The following is a 19,509-nucleotide window of genomic DNA, read 5'->3' as shown; positions in this document are numbered from 1 at the left end:
AGTGCTCGACTCTGTTGTGGGTCGCTCAACCTATGAGGGTAGGCCATCACGCCAAAACGATCGAAAAGAATCCTGCTGACTGTCCGGAAGAGGCAATACCGCGCTGGGAGTGGATGCCGCGTGATCTACACTCTTGGTTGCTCAACAAGGCCCCGGGGAGGTCACCATGAACAAGATTCCGTCTATTGGCCTGTGCGTTCTGTTGTCGGTTTCATGCACCCAGGCCTGGGCCGAAACGGTCGTGCCGGTGCAGGGACAGACCTCGCAACAAACCCGACTCGATATTGATGACTGCCATGACGTAGCGCTCAGCCAGGGCACTGCGGCGGCGCCTGCTGCAGGTACAACCGTGGCTGAACAGCCCGGGCGTCAGCATGACGAGTTTTATGAAGGAGGCGATGACGCCACGAAGCAGGCGTACACAAACTGCCTGCTGGCGAAGGGATACCAGGTGACCCCTTAATTCAGGCCCTCAATTAGCAGCCTCCAACGGAGAGCGAGTGCCGGGTGATCTACACTTCTTGTTGCTGAATCGAGCCCGTCATCAGCCGTCAGCGTTTTACCCAGCCTGCGTTCTTGCAGAGTGACGAGCTGCGTTGGAGGTCAAAATGAGCAAGGTATCGTCCTTTGGCCTGTGCGTTCTCTTGTCGGTTTCATGCACCCCGGTTTGGGCTGCAACGGTCGTTCCGATGAAAGGGCAGAGTTCGCAACAGACCCAGTTGGACATCAATGAATGCAACAGCATCGCGGCCAGCCAGGCTGCGTCGACGGCGCCGTCTCCCTCAGGAGGGCGCCTGAAAGGTGCTGCCGTGGGGGCCGCCGCCGGAGCGGCCGGGGCACAAGTGCGTGGGAATCGGCATGACGAGGCTTATGATCGTGTCGATGACGACGTGAAGCAGGACTATCGGCAGAATCGCGCCAAAGAGACCGCCGCGGCGGGGGCGGTGGTCGGCGGTTCGCGTCAGCGTCAGGAGCGTCGGGCACAAGAAAAAACCAGTGCCGCGAACACCTCGACGGCGTACACCAGTTGCCTGCAAGGCAAGGGCTATCAGGTCAATCCCTGAGCTTTTTGTGGCCGCTGCTCCAGCAGATAAACCATCAGGCAGGCATACAACGTGACGGCAAGGAACAAGCCCATGCGCACCGCAAACGCGGTGTACACGTCCTTGCCGGCGATGCTGTCCTGAACCGATTGGCCCAACAGGATGATCAGCGTGATCAACGTGTTGAGCCAGAACCCCGGGGTGAACCGGGTCGGGCTCAGGGCATACAGCTTGCGCGCGAGCACCAGGCCGAACAGCAGCATCCACAAGTAGAACATCCACAGGTGCACAAACAGGCTGAGGGCGCTCCAGAACAGGATCGCCAGCAAACCGGCAAGCAAGGTCGACCCGACGAGTTCACGGCCGGCGGTGTGGGCGTTGGTCGTGGAGCTTTGCTGACCCAGGCTGACGGCCTTGAGGATGATCGGCAGGTAACCGGCCGGGTCGATCAAGGCCAGCAAGAACGTCGGCAACACGATCAAGGTTGCACGCAGCGCCACCCGACTGACTTCTTCGGCGGGCAAAGCGGGCGCGGGAGGCGGGGAAGGGGCATTGGGCGGATCCGGGAATAACCCATGACTGAGCGCCATGACCGCAACGGCGAGCAATAAACCTTTGACCAGAGCGCCGATGACCATCGCCGCCAGATCGAATTCGGCGACCCCGGCCGAGGAAATCATTGTCAGGCCAATCACCAGAAACGTCACGATCAGGGCATTGCCGCCGCGCAGTCCAAAACAGAACACCAGGAACAGACTCAAGCCGATCAGCAGAACGCCAGTGACAGGGTAATAACGCAGGATCGGGATCAGCAACAGGCCCAGGCCCGTGGTCAACATCGCGGCCAGTGCGAGCACCACCGCGGCCTTGAACGGCAACGGGCGGTTGATCGAGGCCAGCAGGATCAGGCACAGCACCGGCGCCAGAAAGGGGATCGGCAATCCCAGGCCGAAGCTCGCGGCCAGGCACAACGCCGTGCCCGTGGCGAGGCGCAATGCGCGCTGTTCCCGGGGCGTGCGTTTAGTAGGCATACGACAACCAGCTCATGAACCCCACAAACACCCGGCCCAACGGGTTCAGCGGATTGCCCTGGGTAGGGAAGGCCATGACTTCGGCCTGGCCGCCGGCACGGATGGCGCGGCTGTCACGCAAGGCTTTTCGGGCGTCCTCGGAGAACTCGATGATCACCGGGAACCGCTGGGCCGGCCGCAGCCAGTCGCGGCTGTTTTGCACGCCAGGCAAGGTACCGGGCGCGGGAGGCTGGCCGACGCTGACCCCATACCCGACACTGCGCACCCGCCCATCGAACACTTCGCCGGGCAGTGCATCCAGGACGATCGCCACCGGCGTATCGACTTTCACCAGGCCGAGGTTGTTTTCGGTCATGTCCGCGCTGATCCATACATCGTGGATGGCAATCAGCGTCATGACCGGGCCACCGGCCGCGGCGAACTGCCCGGCGTCGGTGCGCAGGTCGGTGATCAGCCCCGCTGAGCGGGCGCGAATCTGCGTATTGGACAAGTCCAGCTCGGCTTTTGACAGGGCCGTGGCGGCGCTACGCAGCAGGGCGTTGTCTTCCTCGCTGCCGCCTTCTTGCTCGCGCGCACGTTGCACTTCGGCGCGAGCGGCCGCGACCTGGCTGACCGCCTGTTCACGGTTGGCGCGAGACACTTCGAGCAGGCGCACGGAAATGGTGCCAGGGTCTTCGCGGTACAGACCTTCGAGGCGCTGATTGTCCTGTCTCGCCTTGAGTTCATTGGCCTGGGCAGCGCGCAAATTGGCTTGCGCCGACGCGATGCCGGCGGTGCTGGCGCCGATTTGCCGACGGGTCGATTCAAGGTCGGCACGGGCGCGGTCGACGGCAATCTGATACGGCTGCGGGTCCACTTCGAACAGCACATCGCCAGCCTTGACGTCCTGATTGTTGCGCACGTTGACGCGAATCACCCGGCCGGCCACTTCCGAGGCGACCGGAATGACGAAGGCCCCCACTCGCGCTTGTTGTGTATAAGGCGTGAAGCGGTCCGCCGCCAAGTACCACGCCAGGCTCAGGAGGATCAGGATCAGCACCCATTTGATGCCTTTTTTCGCCGGGTCGGCGGCAGGCGCGGGAGGCTTGGGGGCAGGTGCCTCGGGGACAGGCTGCGCGACTTCACTCATGGCTGTTTACCTTGTGGGGCAGAGGGGCGGCGGGCTCGCTCAGCAGGTCGCCCCAGTCGGTGCGTTTTTCCATCTGCTGGCGGGTGGCTTCATCGACTTTGGGCTGGGCGCTGTACCAACCGCCGCCCAGGGATTTGTACAGGGCGATCAGATTGCTCACGGCGTTGCTGCGGGCGACCAGGTAGTTGTCCTGCTGTTCGAGCAATGCGCGCTGAGCATCCAGCACGCGTTGAAAGTCCGAGTAACCTTCGCGGTACTGCGCGCTGGCCAGCACCAGTGAGCGTTTGGCCGCCACTTCGGCCTCACTGAGGATGCGTTCGCGCTCCAGGGATTTGATCAAGCCTGTGGCGGCATCGTCAGCCTCGCGCGCGGCCTGGCGGACCTTGTCGCGATAGGCCTCGATCAGTTGCTGCAACCGCGCATCCTGGATGCGCACGTTGTTGCTGATCTGGCCATGGTCGAACAGGTTCCAGCGCAGGCTGGGGCCGCCGATCAGGTCCAGGCTCCGGGACGTCCCGTTGAGCGTGTCGGCCGACCAGACGATGCTGCCGAGCAAGGTCAGCGACGGATAGAAATCACTTTCGGCCACGCCGATCAACGCCGACTGGGTCGCGACATTCAGCTCGGCGGCGCGCACATCGGGCCGACGCAGCAAAAGATTGGCCGGTACATCCTGAAGCACGGCGCGATCGACCAGCGGGATCAAGCCTTCGTTATTCACCAGCAACGGTAAGGCGCCCGGCGCTTGCCCGATCAACACGGCCAAGGCGTTGCGGGTTCGTTGCAACTGGTCTTCAAGGGTGGGGATGGTGCTCAATGTGCCAAGGTATTGGGTTTTGGCCTGTTGCAGGTCGAGTTCGGCTTGCTGGCCGCTGTTGAACAGCTTTTCGGTGATCTCGAAGTTGCGCTTTTGCTGTTTGGCGTTCTCCCGGGCGACGCGCAACCGCGCCTCGGTGGTGCGCAACGAGAAGTAAGTGTCGGCAACCTGGGCGCGCAGCAATACCAGCACGTCTTCATAGTTGGCCTGGGCCGCAAAGTAATTGGCGTCGGACGATTCGATGGCGCGGGCGAAACGCCCCCAGAAGTCCAGCTCCCAGCCAATGTCGAACCCGCCACTGTATTGCCAGAAATGGCTGTCCTGAGGATTGGTGCCACCGGATTGCCGGCGGTTGAAGTACAAGCTGTCGGCGCTGGCTTGCTGCAGTTGCGGGTACAGACCGCTTTGCGCAATGCCCAATTGGGCACGGGCCTCCATCACGCGCAGGCCGGCGATCTTCAGGCTGGAGTTATGCGCATCGGACGCGGCAATCAGCTCATTGAGCAGCGGATCGTTGAAGACCTGCCACCACTGGCGGATATCCGGATGGGTTGCGCGCTGACTGGCCTGTTCAAGGGCGGCGGTGTTCCAGCGTTCGACCCATTTTTCGCCCGGTGGCTGGAAGTCCGGCCCCAGCCGCACGCAGCCACTCAGGCCAAGTGCAGCGAACAAGAGGAGGTGGCCTGGCAGCCTCAGCAAGGAACGGCCTCGATGCATCGCGTATCGTCCAACCGGGAAAGGTCACTGGAGCATAGCCGTCCAAATGAGCAACCGGCTGCTAAGCTTCTCAAGCACCCTCAAACCTTCTGCGATCACTTATAGGCAGGACACTCATGAGTAACCCCCAAGGTTATGTCGAACCGCATTCCGCTGGTTGGCGCTTCAAAGTAGGCATCGCGATTATCTGTGTCATGTTGGGGTCGTGGCTGATGGTGCCGATTGCCGCGGCGCTCGATATTCCAGGTTCAAGAGTCGCTGCGCTGACCGGTGTTCTGTTCATCAGTAACAAAGTCCTGCTGATCATCGTCATCGCGGTCATGGGCAAGGCCGGGTTCCAGCAGTTGAAAAGCAAGCTGTTCGGTTACGTATCCGGGCTGGCGCCGACCATGGATACCGAAGTGGGGCCGATCCGTCACAGGATCGGTATCGTGATGTTTTGCCTGCCGTTGATCTCGGCCTTTCTTGAACCCTACGTCGACACGTTTTGGCCGGGGTTCAGACCGAACCTTTGGCAGCTTCAATTGCTGGGCGATGCCATGCTGATCGGCAGCTTTTTTGTGCTGGGGGGCAATTTCTGGGAGAAGGTGCGGGCGTTGTTTATCCGCACGGCAAAGGTCGTCAATCCAGACGCGGTGTGAGGCCTGCCTGCTAGCGCGAAATGATCCCGTGATCGATCGCGTATTTGACCAGCGCCGCGGGTTTATCGATGTTGAGCTTGCGGCGGATGCTCAGGCGATGGGTTTCTACGGTGCGCACGCTGATGTCCAGCTCGCGCGCCATTTCCTTGTTGTTCAGCCCCTGGGCCATTTTGTACAACACCTGGCTTTCGCGGGGTGTCAGCTCGTTGTCGGTGCTTTTTTCGGCAATCAGCCGCTGGGCGATTTCGGCGCTGTAGAACGTGCCCCCACTGGCGATGGCTTCGATGGCCGCAATGATTTCCCGCGACGGTGAGTTCTTCAGCACATAGCCGCTGGCACCGGCGCGAACCGACTCACTCACGTATTCGTAATTGTCGTACATGCTCAGCACCAGAACCTTCAGCGACGGGTACTGGGCGCGCAGCACGCGGGTCAATTCAAGCCCGTTCATGTCGCGCAGGCTGATGTCGACCAGCAGCAAGTCTGGCTGGCAGCGCCCGACCATCTCGATGGCCTGCGCGCCACTCTCGGCTTCGCCCACCACTTCCAGGGGCGCCATGACCGCCAGCAGCGCTTTGATCCCGTCGCGGACCAGGGAGTGATCGTCGACCAGGGCGACGCGGATCGGGTGGGGCAGGTTCATCGCGGTATTCACTCTTGTTGTAAGGGGGCGAGTCAGCGTTTTGTGCCCGGCATTTTCATTGGCAGCAGCACGTCCAGCTCACTTCTGCCGGGCATCGAAATCAGGTCGAAACGCCCACCAAAATGTTCGACTCGCTCACGGATATTACGCAGGCCAATGCCGGCGTGGCGACGTTCGACCTGGGCGACGTTGAAACCGATCCCGTCGTCGATCACGGTCAGCCGAACGGTATCTTCCGAGCCGTGCAGGGTAATCGAAACGTTTTTAGCCTGCGCATGGCGTTCGATGTTGGTCAGGCCTTCTTGCACAATACGGAACAGCGAGACCGCTGCGCCTTCCACCAGATCGCAGTCGAACTCATTGTCGTCGTAGGTCACGGTGAGACCGCTGCGCTGCTCGAATTCTGCGGCGAGCTGGCCGATCGCCGCCGGCAGGCCCAGGGTGTCGAGCAGTGACGAACGGAGGTCATGGGAGAGGCTGCGAACCTCACCAATCGCGTCGCCGAGGCGCGCCGTGGCGTCTTTCAGCGTGCTCAAACCCTTGTCTTGTCCTTGGTCGTTCTCCAGCAGCAGACTGGCCAGTTCGAACTGAAACTTGATGGAGACGAGCACCTGACTGATGCCGTCGTGCAGCTCGCGGGAAACCCGTGATCGCTCTTCTTCCTGCAAGCTGACGATCCGCTGGGTCAGACGCTGTAGCTTTTTGTCCGCCAGACGATGTTCGCTGACGTTGAGCGTCATGCCGCTGGCGAAGACAAACAGCACGGCCACGAGGGCGACGGCGGCAATCGCCAGCATGGTCTTGCGGATACCGTGAGCCACTTCGTCGCGTGCTTGCTGGGTGGCGCGTTCAACGTCTTCCAGGTAGATGCCGGTGCCAAGCATCCAGCCCCAACGATCCAGCATCACCACATAAGCGAGTTTGTCGGTCACCTGGCCGGAGGAGGGCTTGTTCCAGGCGTAGCGCTGGAAACCTTCGCCGGACTGCGCACTTTTGAGAAGCGCCTGAATCACCGGCAAACCGTGCGGGTCCTTCATGTCCCACAGGTATTTGCCCACCAGTTCCGTCTGGCGTGCGTGCATCAGGCTGCGACCCTCGCGGTCGTAGACGAAGAAGTAGCCATTGATGCCAAAGCTGAGTTTGCGCAGTTCCTCCAGCACTTTTTGCTGGGCACGCTCGTCACCGTGGCCGTCGTCGTACAGCGGCGCGATCAGGCTTTGCGCCATTTCCACGTAGTTTTTCAGCTCGGCACGCTTGCTCGCCAGAATGCTGTCTTCGATCAGTTGCGCCTGTTGATCGCCGAGCTGGCGATTCAGGGAAATCACCAGCGCGCAGATCACGGCGATCGCCAGCACCAGCGGCAGAATCCCGAGCGCGACGATTTTGTGTTTGAGCTGCATCTTGGCTCCTGGCCGGACCGAGGGAAGGCGATGGCCCGGCATCATATGCCAAAGATACGCGGCTCCAGTAGCGGTGCTGGACGGAATGACCTGCGGCGGTGGTGTCCGCCTATTGAAATGCAAAACCCTGTGGGAGCGGGCTTGCCCGCGAAGAGGCCATCACATCCAACATCTCTGTTGGCTGTTACACCGCCTTCGCGGGCAAGCCCGCTCCCACAGGTTTTGCATTTCAGCTTAAAGATCAGTGGCGTCTACGTAGAACTACGTAGACGCCACGTACGTAGTAACGCGGATTTATTTGTAGACGGCATGCGGGGATATTGGGCCAGCTCCGCACCGCGGACACAATTATAAAAATTACCGCCGCAGTCACTGGCTGTCGGCAGGAGACACGCTATGCCCCGTCTGGCTAAACACCTCGCCTGGTTTGCCGTGGCTGTCCTGGGAGCGTTCGCGCTAAGTGTCGTGGCCTTGCGCCGCGGCGAAGCGATCAACGCCCTGTGGATCGTAGTCGCAGCCGTCGCTATCTACCTCGTCGCATACCGCTACTACAGCCTGTTCATCGCCACCAAGGTGATGCAACTCGACCCCAATCGTGCCACGCCCGCCGTCATCAACAATGATGGCCTGGACTACGTGCCGACCAACAAACACGTCCTTTTCGGTCACCACTTCGCGGCCATCGCTGGCGCGGGTCCGCTGGTCGGCCCGGTTCTGGCGGCGCAAATGGGCTATCTGCCCGGCACGCTGTGGCTGATCGCCGGGGTGGTGCTGGCCGGTGCGGTTCAGGACTTCATGGTCCTGTTCATGTCCACTCGCCGCAACGGCCGCTCGCTGGGCGACATGGTCCGTGAGGAAATGGGCCGCATCCCTGGCACCATTGCGCTGTTCGGCTGCTTCCTGATCATGATCATCATCCTCGCGGTGCTGGCGCTGATCGTCGTGAAAGCCCTGGCCGAGAGCCCGTGGGGGATGTTCACGGTGATGGCGACTATCCCGATCGCGATGTTCATGGGCATCTACATGCGCTACATCCGCCCGGGCCGCATTGGTGAAATCTCCATTGTCGGTGTGCTGTTGCTACTGGGTTCGATCTGGCTCGGTGGGCAGATTGCCGCTGATCCGGTCTGGGCCAAAGCCTTTACCTTCAGTGGCGTACAGATCACCTGGATGTTGATCGGCTACGGTTTTGTCGCCGCGGTATTGCCGGTGTGGCTGATTCTGGCGCCGCGTGATTACCTGTCGACCTTCCTGAAAATCGGCACCATCGTCGCTTTGGCGATCGGTATTCTGGTCACCATGCCCGACCTGAAAATGCCGGCACTGACCCAGTTCATCGACGGCACTGGCCCGGTATGGAAAGGCGGGTTGTTCCCGTTCCTGTTCATCACCATCGCCTGTGGCGCGGTCTCCGGTTTCCATGCGCTGATTGCCTCCGGCACCACGCCGAAACTGTTGGCCAGTGAAGGCCATGCCCGCTACATCGGTTATGGCGGCATGTTGATGGAATCCTTCGTCGCCATCATGGCCATGGTCGCGGCTTCGGTAATCGAACCGGGCGTGTATTTCGCCATGAACAGCCCGGCGGCGCTGGTGGGCTCCGATGCTGTTTCGGTTGCTCAGACCGTCAGCAGTTGGGGTTTTGCAATCACCCCGGAAGCGCTGCAAGCGGTGGCCAAGGACATCGGTGAAACCACCATTCTGGCCCGTGCCGGTGGCGCACCAACGTTGGCAGTCGGCATCGCGCAGATCCTGCACCACGTTCTGCCGGGTGAAAACACCATGGCGTTCTGGTACCACTTTGCGATCCTGTTCGAAGCATTGTTCATCCTGACAGCCGTCGATGCGGGCACCCGTGCCGGACGTTTCATGCTCCAGGATTTGCTCGGCTCGTTCGTGCCATCCCTGAAACGCACCGAGTCCTGGACCGCCAACCTGATCGCAACTGCCGGTTGTGTGGCGATGTGGGGTTATCTGTTGTACCAGGGCGTGATCGATCCACTGGGCGGCATCAACACCTTGTGGCCATTGTTCGGCATCTCCAACCAGATGCTGGCCGGTATCGCGCTGATGTTGGCGACCGTCGTACTGATCAAAATGAAACGCCAGCGCTACGTCTGGGTGACCATGTTGCCAGCGGTGTGGCTGCTGATTTGCACCACCACCGCAGGCTTCATCAAGCTGTTCGATGCCAACCCGGCGATCGGTTTCCTGTCGCTGGCCAAGAAGTACAGCGATGCGCTGGCCAACGGTCAGATCCTCGCCCCGGCCAAAAGCATCGACCAGATGCACCACGTGATCTACAACGCTTACACCAACGCAACGCTCACGGCGCTGTTCCTGCTGGTGGTCTTCAGCATTCTGTTCTTTGCGCTCAAGGTCGGCATCGCCGCCTGGGGCACCAAGGAGCGTACGGATAAAGAAGCACCGTACCAGGCGCTGCCGCAAGCGTGACGGAGGAGGGCGCCCATGTTCAATGACCTGAGTCGTCTCGGCAAATACCTCGGTCAGGCCGCACGCCTGATGGTGGGGATGCCGGACTACGACACCTACGTCGAACATATGCAGAGCAAACACCCGGACAAACCGGTGATGAGCTATGAGGTGTTCTTTCGGGAACGCCAGGAGGCACGTTACGGCAGCAAGGCTGGGCCGAAGTGTTGTTGAATAATGGCACTTAGGTAACGGGTCGCTCTCATGGAGCCCGGATGACCAGCGATAGCGATCTCAAGATCGTCATCGCTGGTCATCCGGGCTTTTTCTTTGCCTTCGCCGTCGTCGCACTACCTGATTGCTCCCCGGTGAGGCATGCGCGTTCGCCAGCGGCTATGCTTTTTTTTTCAGCCATTCAGCGGCCACCGAGTTATGAGCGACTCCAATGTTTCGCCCCCAGTCCCGGAGCCGGGGCGTATTGCACCGCGGGTGAAGGCGGGCGATCAGACCGGCTGGGGTCGCTGGATGCCGGGACTGCAGACACTGCGCGGATACCCGATTGCCGGGTTGCGGCACGACATCATGGCCGGGCTGGTGCTGACCACAATGTTGGTGCCGGTCGGCATCGCCTACGCGCAAGCTTCAGGCCTGCCCGGCATTTATGGTCTTTACGCGACCATCGTCCCGCTACTCGCTTATGCGTTTTTCGGGCCCAGTCGGATTCTCGTATTGGGCCCGGATTCCTCATTGGTGGCGGTCATCCTCGCCGTCGTCCTGCCACTCTCCGGCGGCGATCCGCAGCGCGCAGTCGCCCTGGCGGGCATGATGGCCATCGTCTCAGGGACGGTCTGCGTCTTGGCGGGGATCGCGCGTCTTGGCTTCGTCACCGAGTTGCTGTCCAAACCGATCCGCTACGGGTACATGAACGGGATAGCCCTGACCGTATTGATCAGCCAACTGCCGAAACTCTTCGGCTTTTCGATCGAAGCTGACGGGCCGCTGAGAAACCTGTGGGCCATCGCCACGGCGGTCATGGAGGGCGAAACCAACTGGACCGTGTTCACGGTCGGCCTGTCCACACTGGCAGTCATCTTGCTGCTCAAAGGCCAGAAGCGCGTGCCGGGCATTCTAATTGCCGTGGTTGGGGCGACCGTCGCCGTGGGTGCGCTGGACCTCGCCGAGCGGGCAAATGTATCGATTCTCGGCTCCCTCCCGCAGGGCTTGCCTTCTTTTGCCATCCCCTGGATCACGACCGCCGATATCGTCCCCGTGCTGATCGGTGGTTGCGCGGTGGCCCTCATCTCGTTCGCCGACACCAGCGTGCTTTCCCGTGTCTATGCCGCCAGGACGCGCACCTATGTCGACCCGAACCAGGAAATGGTCGGGCTTGGCATCGCCAACCTGGCCGCCGGGTTCTTTCAGGGGTTTCCCGTGTCCAGCAGTTCGTCGCGCACTCCCGTGGCCGAGGCTGCCGGTGCCAGAACCCAGCTGACCGGCGTGGTCGGCGCGCTGTGTGTCGCCTTGCTGCTGATGGTGGCGCCGAACTTGCTGCAGCATTTACCCACCAGTGCACTGGCGGCTGTCGTTATTGCATCGGCCATCGGCTTGATCGAGGTCAGCGACTTGCGGCGAATTTATCGCATGCAACGCTGGGAGTTCTGGCTGTCGATCGCCTGCACGGTGGGCGTGGCCGTGTTCGGAGCAATCGAGGGCATTGGCCTGGCTATCGTGATTGCGGTGATCGAATTCCTGTGGGATGGCTGGCGTCCCTATTCTGCAGTGCTCGGACGCGTGGAAGGTCTCAAGGGCTACCATGACATCCAGCGCTATCCCGAGGCGCGCCTTATCCCCGGACTGGTCCTGTTTCGCTGGGATGCACCGCTGTTTTTCGCCAATGCCGAACAGTTTCAGGACCGCGTGCTGAGTGCCTTGGCGGCATCGCCGACGCCAGTGCGGTGGCTGGTCGTGACGGCGGAACCGGTTACCAGCGTGGACGTGACCTCTGCTGACATGCTGGTTGAACTGACCGAAACGTTGCACGCCGCTGGCATCGAGCTGTGTATTGCCGAAATGAAAGACCCGGTCAAGGACAAGCTCAAGCGGTTCGGACTCTTCGAGCAGCTGGGCGAACAGGCGTTTTTTCCAACAATTGGCGCCGCTGTCGACAGCTATGTGCTGACCCACCCGGTGGATCGGCAAGAAGAGGCTCGATGACGGTAGACAGTCGCGCCATGGACTAGACTGACGCGGTTGGTTCATGGCGATAAACGAATGAGGCACTCGTGAGGTCTGGGTCATGGCAAAGGACAAGAAACGCACCAAAAAAAGCGACGACAGCGTCAAGATGTCAAACAAGGACTACCTGAGCGAACTGCGCCGGTTGCATGTCGAGGTCGTGAAGTTGCAGGAGTGGGTCAAGCACAAGGGCATCAAGATCTGCATTGTCTTCGAGGGCCGCGACGGGGCCGGCAAAGGCGGGACGATCAAGGCGCTGACCGAACGGGTGAGCCCGCGGATCTTCCGGGTCGTGGCGCTGCCTGCGCCCACCGACCGGGAAAAAAGCCAGATGTATGTGCAGCGCTACCTGCCGCATCTGCCGGCGGCCGGCGAAGTGGTGATCTTCGATCGCAGTTGGTACAACCGTGCGGGCGTCGAGCGGGTGATGGGGTTCTGCACCAAAGAGCAGGTCGCCGGTTTCCTCAAGGCCATCCCTCTGGTGGAGCGCGCCATCGTCGACTCGGGCGTTATCCTGCTCAAGTATTGGCTGGAAGTAAGCCCTGAAGAACAGACTCGCCGGCTTGAGGAACGCATCAAGGATGGGCGCAAGATCTGGAAGCTGACTGCCATGGACTTGAAGTCCTACAGCCGTTGGTATGACTATTCCCGGGCACGCGATGACATGTTCAAGTCGACGGATACCGGACATGCCCCGTGGCTGGTGGCCAACTCCAATGACAAGCGGCGGGCGCGCCTGAACATCATCACCGACTTGCTGAGCCGTATTCCCTATGAGGAGGTGCCGCGCGAGAAAGTGAAGTTGCCTAAACGGCAGCGGCCGGGGGGCTACCGTGAACCGAATTACCCGCTCAAACGGGTCGCTGAGAAGTTCTGACGATTGTCATGAAATGAAAAGCCATTGTCGTCTGATGAGAAGCGTCTCATCAGGCGGCGTCCTACAGTCCAGTCAGCGTAAATCGACGCATTGCAGACTGGAGAATAAGAAAACATGGCCAAAGCCATCCGCTTCCACGAAACCGGTGGTCCCGAAGTCCTTCGTTATGAAGACGTCGAGGTCGGGGAACCTGGCCCGGGTCAGGTTCGTCTGCGTCATGTGGCCGTCGGCCTGAACTATGCCGACACCTACTTTCGCAATGGCACCTACCCGATCCCGTTGGCTAACGGCATGGGCGTTGAAGCCTCTGGCGTCGTACAGGCTGTGGGCGAGGGCGTTACCCAAGTCGAAGTCGGCGATCGCGTTACCTACACCGGTTTTCTCAATACGCTGGGCGCGTACAGCACCGAGCGCCTGATCGCGGCCGCACCGCTAATCAAACTGCCGGAAACCATCAGCTTCGAAACCGCTGCGGCCATGACCATGCGCGGCCTGACGTCGGCGTACCTGATGCGGCGTATTTATGATTTCAAGGTCGGCGACAGCATTCTGCTGCATGCCGCCGCCGGGGGTGTGGGGCTCATCGTTTCGCAGTGGGCCAAGTTGCTCGGCCTGACGGTCATCGGCACCGTCTCCACGGACGTCAAAGGTGAAATCGCCCGCGCCCATGGCTGCGACCATGTCATCAACTACAGCCATGAAGATGTCGCCCAGCGCGTTCGTGAGCTGACTGACGGCGTCGGCGTCAACGTGGTGTTCGACAGTGTGGGCAAGAATACTTTCATGGGCTCCCTGGACTCGCTCAAGCGGCGCGGCCTGATGGTGTGCGTGGGCACGGCTTCCGGTCCGATCCCGGCCTTTGATCCGGTGATGCTGGCGATGAAAGGCTCGCTGTTCCTGACCCGCCCGGCCCTGGCCGACTACATCGCCGATCCTGCGGAAAAAGCCGCGCTGGCGAGCGAGCTGTTCGATCACGTCGGCAGCGGCCGGATCAAGATCGAGATTAACCAGCACTATGCTCTACAGGATGCCGTGCAGGCCCATCGTGACCTGGAATCGCGCAAGACCACCGGCTCGTCGATTTTCGTCATTTAAGGGAGCGGCCAGCCATGAAAGTCGAACAATTGACCTGCAACATCGGCGCGGAACTGATCGGCGTCAACCTCGCCGACGCGATCCATGACGACGGTCTTTTTGCCGAGATTCGTGCCCAGTTGCTCACGCATCGCGTGGTGTTTTTACGCGATCAGGACATCAGTCGTGCCGAGCACGTGGCCTTCGCCCGTCGTTTCGGCGACCTGGAGGATCATCCGGTGGCCGGCAGTGACCCGGATCACCCGGGTCTGGTGCGCATCTACAAGAAGCCGGACCAACCGATGGACCGCTACGAAAACGCCTGGCACACCGACGCAACCTGGCGCGAGGCGCCGCCGATGGGCTGTGTGCTGCGCTGCGTGGAATGTCCACCTGTGGGCGGCGACACCATGTGGGCGAACATGGTCGAAGCCTACGCAAACCTGCCTGATGATGTGAAGTCGAAGATCGCCGACCTGCGCGCCCGGCACAGCATTGAAGCCAGCTTTGGCGCGGCCATGCCGGTCGAAAAGCGCTTGGCACTCAAAGCCATGTACCCGGACGCAGAACACCCGGTGGTGCGCACCCACCCGGAAACCGGGGAAAAGGTGCTGTTCGTCAACGCCTTCACCACCCACTTCAGCAACTACCACACTCCCGAGCGCGTGCGCTTCGGCCAGGACGCCAATCCGGGCGCCAGTGAATTGCTGCGTTACCTGATCAGCCAGGCGTACATCCCCGAGTATCAAGTGCGCTGGCGCTGGAAGCCGAACAGCATCGCCATCTGGGACAACCGCAGCACCCAGCACTACGCGGTCATGGATTACCCGCCGTGCCACCGCAAGATGGAGCGTGCCGGGATCATCGGCGACAAGACTTACTGATCGACCCCTCTGCATTCGCACTCGTCACTGCGCCCACCGGGCACGATCCCGGCTGGGCGGATAACCAATAAGAACAGGAGTAACCCATGCAATTCTTCGACGATTCCCTGCACCCGGAAAACATGGAAAAGGTCGTCATCACCGTGGCCCCGTACGGCCCGGAATGGATGCCGGAAGACTTTCCCGAAGACATCCCGCTGACCATGGACGAGCAGGTGCAGAAGGCGGTGGATTGTTATGAGGCCGGTGCAACGGTTTTGCACTTGCACGTGCGAGAACTGGACGGCAAGGGCTCCAAGCGCCTGTCCAAGTTCAACGAGTTGATTGCCGGTGTGCGTGAAGCCGTGCCGGACATGATCATTCAGGTCGGGGGCTCGATTTCCTTCGCGCCGGAAAGCGATGGAGAAGCGGCCAAGTGGTTGTCCGACGATACTCGTCACATGCTGGCCGAGCTGACGCCAAAACCGGATCAGGTGACCGTGGCGATCAACACCACCCAGATGAACATCATGGAACTGCTCTATCCGCAATACCTGGAAGGCACGTCCCTGGCCAACCCCCTTTTTCAGGCAGCGTACAGCGAGATGACCGTGCCGGCAGGCCCGGCGTGGGTCGCCGAGCACCTCAAGCGTCTGATGGACAACGGCATCCAGCCGCACTTCCAGCTGACCGGCATGCACGCGCTGGAAACCCTCGAGCGCCTGGTGCGCAAGGGCGTCTACAAGGGCCCGTTGAACCTGACCTGGATCGGTATCGGCGGCGGTTTCGATGGCCCCAATCCATTCAACTTCTTCAACTTCATCCACCGCGCGCCAGACGGTTGCACCCTGACCTCCGAGTCGCTGCTCAAGAACGTCATGCCGTTCAACACCATGTCGATGGCCATGGGGATGCACCCGCGTGTGGGCAATGAAGACACTATCATTGATCACAAGGGCGATCGTTTCGGCTCAGTGGCGCAGATCCAGCAGACTGTGCGCATCGCCCATGAACTGGGTCGCGAAATCGCCACCGGCAAAGAAGCCCGTGAGATCTACCGCATCGGCGTGCAGTACCAGAGCATTGAAGAAACGCTGCTGGCCAACGGCATGGCCCCCAACCGCAAGGCCGGGCAGAAAGGTGTGCCGCAACGCGGCTGATCGACAGACGAAGGGGGAGGTCAGTGGCCTCCCGCTCACTGCACTGCAACGCGCTTGATAACAACAATAAAACAAAGCTTTGAGGAGGCTGCATGGCCTTTCACCCAATCGCCGCAGACGATGACGACGGTGCTGTCGTGGTTGCGCGCAAATATGCCTGGATAGTCTTCGCCCTGACGTTCGGGCTGTTGATTTCCGATTACATGTCGCGCCAGGTGCTGAACGCGGTGTTTCCGATGCTCAAGGGCGAATGGGCCCTGAGCGACGGTCAGCTCGGCCTGCTCAGTGGCATTGTCGCGCTGATGGTGGGGCTGCTGACATTTCCCCTGTCATTGCTGGCGGATCGCTTCGGCCGGGTCAAGAGCCTGGCGCTGATGGCTTTGCTGTGGAGTCTGGCGACACTGGGCTGCGCAGTGGCGCAGGACTATCAGCAGATGTTCATTGCACGGTTCATGGTCGGCGTCGGCGAAGCGGCGTACGGCAGCGTCGGCATCGCGGTGGTGATTTCCGTCTTCCCCAAACATATGCGGGCCACGCTGGCCAGTGCCTTCATGGCGGGCGGCATGTTTGGATCGGTATTGGGCATGGCCCTGGGCGGCGCCATCGCGGCCAAGCTTGGCTGGCGCTGGTCGTTTGCCGGCATGGCGCTGTTCGGCCTGGTCCTGGCAATGCTTTACCCGATCATCGTCAAGGAAGCACGCATCGCCCCGCAGCGCTTGGTGAGCAAGGCCGCCGCGACGATCAAGCACCCGTTGCGCACGCTGTTTTCCAGCCGCTCGGTGATCGCCACTTATGTTGGCAGTGGCTTACAACTGTTCGTCGGCGGCACGGTCATCGTGTGGATGCCCAGTTATTTGAATCGCTACTACGACATGGGCACGGACAAAGCCGGGGGCATGGCAGCGATCATCGTGCTGTGCAGCGGCGTGGGGATGATCCTGTGCGGCATGCTCAGTGACCGTCTGTGCCGTCATTCACCGGAGCGCAAGGTGTCCCTGGCCATCGCATACTGCCTGGGCAGCTGCGTGCTGTTGTCGCTGGCCTTCGCGTTGCCGCCGGGGCCTGCGCAACTGGGGATGATCTGCCTGGGCATGCTGATTGCCGCGGGCACCACCGGCCCGGCCGGGGCCATGGTTGCCAATCTGACCCATCACTCGGTCCACGGCACGGCGTTCGCCACCTTGACCCTGGCCAACAACATGCTGGGCCTGGCGCCGGGGCCGTTCATCACCGGCCGAGTGTCCGATGTGATCGGCCTGCACGGCGCCTTCCAACTGGTGCCCCTCGTCAGTGTCCTGGCGGCGGCGGTGTTCTTTTATGCCCTGTGTCATTACCACAAAGACATCGCTCGGATGAGGGATGAGCGCGTCGATGACGTGCCCGGTACAGCAGCGTGCGAGGTGAAGTTGTGAGTGGTCGTTTACGGATTGACGTGTTTTTCGATTTCATCTGCCCCTGGTGCTTGATCGGCAAGCGCCAATTGGAGCATGCGCAGGTCCAGTTTCGCAGTCGCCATCCGGGTGTGCAGATCACCACGGCGTGGCATGGGGTGCAGTTGCTGCCTCAGTTGCCGGTAGAAGGTGAACCCTTCGCCGATTTCTATCGCAAGCGTCTGGGTAATGCCGGCGCCATGACCGTGCGTCAGGCCCAGGTTCAGCAGGCTGCCAGGGCAGTTGGACTGGCCATCGACCTCGGCCGCATCGAAACGATGCCCAACACCGCTGACGCCCATCGTTTGTTCGAGCGGGTCAGCGCGCTGGGCAATGCTACTCAGCGTGAAATGTTGCTCGAACGACTGTTCGCCGCTTATTTCCGCAAAGGCGAAAACCTCGGTTGCCGTGAGACGTTGCTCGCGATTGCCCGCTCCTGCGGCGTCGATACGAACACGGTGCTCGATTGCCTGAAGGGCGACGCCACGCCTTTTGACGGATTCCCCGGAGCGACCAGTGGCGTGCCAGGCTTTCAGTTCGACGGCCGTATGACAGTGATCGGAGCACAACCTGCCCAGGCGCTGCTCGGGGCCATGAATGAAGCACTCAAGGAAAGTGATCGCGAGCGGCAGCCGGCATGATCAAACGTATTCCCGTACCTGCCGGCAAACACCCGCAGGCCGGTGGCCGTGCGCTGTTCGAGTTTGAAGACAAAAGTCTGGCGCTGTTCAACGTCGACGGGCATTTGTTCGCCATCGACGATAGCTGCCCGCACCAGGGCGCCTCGCTGTGTGGCGGGCGCCTCGACGGGCGAACGATTCAATGCTGCGCCCATGGGCTGCGTTTCGATCTGGCCAGCGGCTATTTGCTCAACTCCAACGCACTCAAAGTCGCCAACTACCCGGTCGAGGTGGTCGACGACCAGGCCTTTATTGTCATCGTTTCCCAGGAGTCCGCGCCATGAGCGCCATTGCTCTCACCCGAATCCATAGCCGAACGCGCGAGTTGGCGCCCGGCTTCATCGTCAGCTTGATCGTCGCGGCTGCCGCTTCCTTTCTGTCCGAGCATTACGGTGCGCCGGTGATGCTGTTTGCCTTGTTGCTGGGCATGGCGCTCAACTTCCTGGCGAGTGACGGCGTGTGCAAGGCCGGTATCGAGTTCACGGCGCGCACTGTATTGCGCATCGGCGTGGCGTTGCTGGGCATGCGCATCACCCTTGAACAGATGGCGGCGCTGGGTTGGAAACCGGTGGCCCTGGTGGTGATTCTGGTGGTCGTGACCATCGGCGTCTCGGTGATCGCGGCCAAGGCTCTGGGTTTTCAGCGTTTGTTCGGGATGCTCACTGGCGGGGCGACCGCCATCTGCGGTGCCTCGGCAGCCTTGGCGCTGGCGGCGGCGCTGCCAAACCATCCGCAGAAAGAGCGTGCCACGTTATTTACCGTGATTGGGGTGTCGGCGCTTTCAACCCTGGCAATGATCGTCTATCCGATGATCGCCAACTGGCTGTCGTTGTCGCCGCAGGTGGCCGGGGTGTTTTTGGGCGCGACCATCCACGATGTCGCCCAGGTGGTCGGCGCCGGTTACAGCCTGTCGACCGAGACCGGCGATACGGCCACGGTCGTCAAGTTGATGCGTGTCGCGATGCTGCTGCCAGTGATCGTCTGCGCGGCCATGATTACGCGAATGCAAGGTGCCGACCCCACAGGCAAACGGCCGCCGCTGTTGCCGTGGTTCGCTGTCGGTTTTCTGATTCTGGCCTGTATCAACAGCACCGGATGGGTCGCGCCGCAGGTGCAGGGGGCGATCAATGAATTGTCGCGCTGGTGCCTAGTGGTTTCGATCAGCGCCCTGGGCATGAAAACCCAACTCAAGGAACTGGCCGCCGTTGGCCTCAAGCCGATCCTGCTGATGGTGGGGGAGACCGTGTTCCTTGTGATTCTTGTGCTGCTTTTACTGCGCTGGGGGATGTAAGTCCCACGGCATGCCGCACCCTGTTCCACAGCCGCCGCATTGCGT

The 19,509-nt window shown here is 61.1% G+C and carries 19 protein-coding genes; 14 read left to right on the top strand and 5 right to left on the bottom strand.

Translation table 11 applies throughout. The annotated features are described in order from the left end of the window. The first annotated feature begins 166 nt into the window (after positions 1–166). Positions 167–463, top strand: a complete 297-nt coding sequence (locus tag DJ564_RS16875) for a hypothetical protein (RefSeq protein ID WP_109631626.1) — start codon at positions 167–169, stop codon at positions 461–463. A 145-nt stretch (positions 464–608) separates the two neighbouring features. Further along, on the top strand, positions 609–1,064 hold the full coding sequence (locus tag DJ564_RS16870; RefSeq protein ID WP_109631623.1) for a YMGG-like glycine zipper-containing protein: 456 nt from the start codon (positions 609–611) through the stop codon (positions 1,062–1,064). Here the strand turns inward: DJ564_RS16870 and DJ564_RS16865 are convergent. Genes DJ564_RS16865 through DJ564_RS16855 form a run of 3 tightly spaced genes read right to left on the bottom strand, consistent with a single transcriptional unit; the run spans position 1,049 to position 4,737 of the window. Further along, complete coding sequence (locus tag DJ564_RS16865; protein ID WP_109631620.1) at positions 1,049–2,074, bottom strand: DUF2955 domain-containing protein; 1,026 nt, start codon at positions 2,072–2,074, stop codon at positions 1,049–1,051. The two genes, DJ564_RS16870 and DJ564_RS16865, sit on opposite strands and share 16 nt — an antisense overlap. After that, entirely contained in the window at positions 2,064–3,203 is a 1,140-nt protein-coding gene (locus DJ564_RS16860) for an HlyD family secretion protein (RefSeq protein WP_109631618.1), read from the bottom strand. Before DJ564_RS16860 ends, DJ564_RS16865 begins: the two co-directional genes overlap by 11 nt. Further along, positions 3,196–4,737 (bottom strand): efflux transporter outer membrane subunit, encoded by a 1,542-nt coding sequence (locus tag DJ564_RS16855; protein ID WP_109631615.1) that lies wholly within the window; start codon positions 4,735–4,737, stop codon positions 3,196–3,198. Before DJ564_RS16855 ends, DJ564_RS16860 begins: the two co-directional genes overlap by 8 nt. A 116-nt stretch (positions 4,738–4,853) precedes the next feature. Here DJ564_RS16855 and DJ564_RS16850 point away from each other — a divergent pair, with 116 nt between their 5' ends. Then, a complete protein-coding gene (locus tag DJ564_RS16850; RefSeq protein ID WP_109631612.1) occupies positions 4,854–5,378 on the top strand; it encodes a transporter suffix domain-containing protein in 525 nt (174 codons plus the stop codon). A gap of 10 nt (positions 5,379–5,388) precedes the next feature. On the opposite strand, the gene DJ564_RS16845 is transcribed toward DJ564_RS16850, so the two are convergent. Together DJ564_RS16845 and DJ564_RS16840 are read right to left on the bottom strand one after the other, a co-directional pair. Then, complete coding sequence (locus DJ564_RS16845; protein ID WP_109631609.1) at positions 5,389–6,021, bottom strand: response regulator transcription factor; 633 nt, start codon at positions 6,019–6,021, stop codon at positions 5,389–5,391. Between the two features lie 32 nt (positions 6,022–6,053). Then, positions 6,054–7,421 carry a cache domain-containing protein gene (locus tag DJ564_RS16840; RefSeq protein WP_109631606.1) on the bottom strand — a complete coding sequence of 456 codons (1,368 nt, stop codon included), beginning with the start codon at positions 7,419–7,421 and terminating at the stop codon, positions 6,054–6,056. Between the two features lie 396 nt (positions 7,422–7,817). On the opposite strand from DJ564_RS16840, the gene DJ564_RS16830 reads away from it, so the two are divergent. From DJ564_RS16830 to DJ564_RS16780, 11 genes are all read left to right on the top strand, one after another. Next, a complete protein-coding gene (locus DJ564_RS16830) occupies positions 7,818–9,875 on the top strand; it encodes a carbon starvation CstA family protein (protein ID WP_109631603.1) in 2,058 nt (685 codons plus the stop codon). A 15-nt stretch (positions 9,876–9,890) separates the two neighbouring features. Further along, positions 9,891–10,088, top strand: a complete 198-nt coding sequence (locus DJ564_RS16825; RefSeq protein ID WP_109631600.1) for a YbdD/YjiX family protein — start codon at positions 9,891–9,893, stop codon at positions 10,086–10,088. Positions 10,089–10,286: 198 nt separating this feature from the next. Beyond that, positions 10,287–12,068 carry a SulP family inorganic anion transporter gene (locus DJ564_RS16820; protein ID WP_109631598.1) on the top strand — a complete coding sequence of 594 codons (1,782 nt, stop codon included), beginning with the start codon at positions 10,287–10,289 and terminating at the stop codon, positions 12,066–12,068. Positions 12,069–12,150: 82 nt separating this feature from the next. Beyond that, positions 12,151–12,966, top strand: a complete 816-nt coding sequence (gene ppk2, locus DJ564_RS16815; RefSeq protein ID WP_109631595.1) for a polyphosphate kinase 2 — start codon at positions 12,151–12,153, stop codon at positions 12,964–12,966. Positions 12,967–13,080: 114 nt separating this feature from the next. Next, positions 13,081–14,061 carry a quinone oxidoreductase gene (locus DJ564_RS16810; RefSeq protein WP_109631592.1) on the top strand — a complete coding sequence of 327 codons (981 nt, stop codon included), beginning with the start codon at positions 13,081–13,083 and terminating at the stop codon, positions 14,059–14,061. Between the two features lie 14 nt (positions 14,062–14,075). Continuing rightward, positions 14,076–14,924 carry a TauD/TfdA family dioxygenase gene (locus DJ564_RS16805; protein WP_109631589.1) on the top strand — a complete coding sequence of 283 codons (849 nt, stop codon included), beginning with the start codon at positions 14,076–14,078 and terminating at the stop codon, positions 14,922–14,924. An 86-nt stretch (positions 14,925–15,010) separates the two neighbouring features. After that, complete coding sequence (locus tag DJ564_RS16800; protein WP_109631586.1) at positions 15,011–16,063, top strand: 3-keto-5-aminohexanoate cleavage protein; 1,053 nt, start codon at positions 15,011–15,013, stop codon at positions 16,061–16,063. Between the two features lie 92 nt (positions 16,064–16,155). Further along, complete coding sequence (locus tag DJ564_RS16795; protein ID WP_109631583.1) at positions 16,156–17,475, top strand: MFS transporter; 1,320 nt, start codon at positions 16,156–16,158, stop codon at positions 17,473–17,475. After that, a complete protein-coding gene (locus DJ564_RS16790) occupies positions 17,472–18,134 on the top strand; it encodes a DsbA family protein (RefSeq protein ID WP_109631581.1) in 663 nt (220 codons plus the stop codon). The genes DJ564_RS16795 and DJ564_RS16790 overlap by 4 nt, the downstream gene beginning before the upstream one ends. Further along, complete coding sequence (locus DJ564_RS16785) at positions 18,131–18,457, top strand: Rieske 2Fe-2S domain-containing protein (protein ID WP_109631578.1); 327 nt, start codon at positions 18,131–18,133, stop codon at positions 18,455–18,457. The genes DJ564_RS16790 and DJ564_RS16785 overlap by 4 nt, the downstream gene beginning before the upstream one ends. After that, positions 18,454–19,464 carry a YeiH family protein gene (locus DJ564_RS16780; protein WP_109631576.1) on the top strand — a complete coding sequence of 337 codons (1,011 nt, stop codon included), beginning with the start codon at positions 18,454–18,456 and terminating at the stop codon, positions 19,462–19,464. The genes DJ564_RS16785 and DJ564_RS16780 overlap by 4 nt, the downstream gene beginning before the upstream one ends. The last annotated feature ends 45 nt before the right edge of the window (positions 19,465–19,509 follow it).

The sequence above is a fragment of the Pseudomonas sp. 31-12 genome (genome assembly GCF_003151075.1).
Classification (GTDB): domain Bacteria; phylum Pseudomonadota; class Gammaproteobacteria; order Pseudomonadales; family Pseudomonadaceae; genus Aquipseudomonas.
Note: the sequence above shows the minus strand (reverse complement) of the source record. Positions and strands in the feature narration are given on the sequence as shown.

What these genes read in the sequence shown, in the direction of transcription:
- DJ564_RS16860 (WP_109631618.1), bottom strand. Translation starts at nt 3,203, where the DNA reads ATGAGTGAAGTCGCGCAGCCTGTCCCCGAGGCACCTGCCCCCAAGCCT.
- DJ564_RS16865 (WP_109631620.1), bottom strand. Translation starts at nt 2,074, where the DNA reads ATGCCTACTAAACGCACGCCCCGGGAACAGCGCGCATTGCGCCTCGCC.
- DJ564_RS16855 (WP_109631615.1), bottom strand. Translation starts at nt 4,737, where the DNA reads ATGCATCGAGGCCGTTCCTTGCTGAGGCTGCCAGGCCACCTCCTCTTG.
- DJ564_RS16850 (WP_109631612.1), top strand. Translation starts at nt 4,854, where the DNA reads ATGAGTAACCCCCAAGGTTATGTCGAACCGCATTCCGCTGGTTGGCGC.
- DJ564_RS16780 (WP_109631576.1), top strand. Translation starts at nt 18,454, where the DNA reads ATGAGCGCCATTGCTCTCACCCGAATCCATAGCCGAACGCGCGAGTTG.
- DJ564_RS16845 (WP_109631609.1), bottom strand. Translation starts at nt 6,021, where the DNA reads ATGAACCTGCCCCACCCGATCCGCGTCGCCCTGGTCGACGATCACTCC.
- DJ564_RS16800 (WP_109631586.1), top strand. Translation starts at nt 15,011, where the DNA reads ATGCAATTCTTCGACGATTCCCTGCACCCGGAAAACATGGAAAAGGTC.
- DJ564_RS16820 (WP_109631598.1), top strand. Translation starts at nt 10,287, where the DNA reads ATGAGCGACTCCAATGTTTCGCCCCCAGTCCCGGAGCCGGGGCGTATT.
- DJ564_RS16785 (WP_109631578.1), top strand. Translation starts at nt 18,131, where the DNA reads ATGATCAAACGTATTCCCGTACCTGCCGGCAAACACCCGCAGGCCGGT.
- DJ564_RS16805 (WP_109631589.1), top strand. Translation starts at nt 14,076, where the DNA reads ATGAAAGTCGAACAATTGACCTGCAACATCGGCGCGGAACTGATCGGC.
- DJ564_RS16875 (WP_109631626.1), top strand. Translation starts at nt 167, where the DNA reads ATGAACAAGATTCCGTCTATTGGCCTGTGCGTTCTGTTGTCGGTTTCA.
- DJ564_RS16840 (WP_109631606.1), bottom strand. Translation starts at nt 7,421, where the DNA reads ATGCAGCTCAAACACAAAATCGTCGCGCTCGGGATTCTGCCGCTGGTG.
- DJ564_RS16830 (WP_109631603.1), top strand. Translation starts at nt 7,818, where the DNA reads ATGCCCCGTCTGGCTAAACACCTCGCCTGGTTTGCCGTGGCTGTCCTG.
- ppk2 (WP_109631595.1), top strand. Translation starts at nt 12,151, where the DNA reads ATGGCAAAGGACAAGAAACGCACCAAAAAAAGCGACGACAGCGTCAAG.
- DJ564_RS16795 (WP_109631583.1), top strand. Translation starts at nt 16,156, where the DNA reads ATGGCCTTTCACCCAATCGCCGCAGACGATGACGACGGTGCTGTCGTG.
- DJ564_RS16825 (WP_109631600.1), top strand. Translation starts at nt 9,891, where the DNA reads ATGTTCAATGACCTGAGTCGTCTCGGCAAATACCTCGGTCAGGCCGCA.
- DJ564_RS16870 (WP_109631623.1), top strand. Translation starts at nt 609, where the DNA reads ATGAGCAAGGTATCGTCCTTTGGCCTGTGCGTTCTCTTGTCGGTTTCA.
- DJ564_RS16810 (WP_109631592.1), top strand. Translation starts at nt 13,081, where the DNA reads ATGGCCAAAGCCATCCGCTTCCACGAAACCGGTGGTCCCGAAGTCCTT.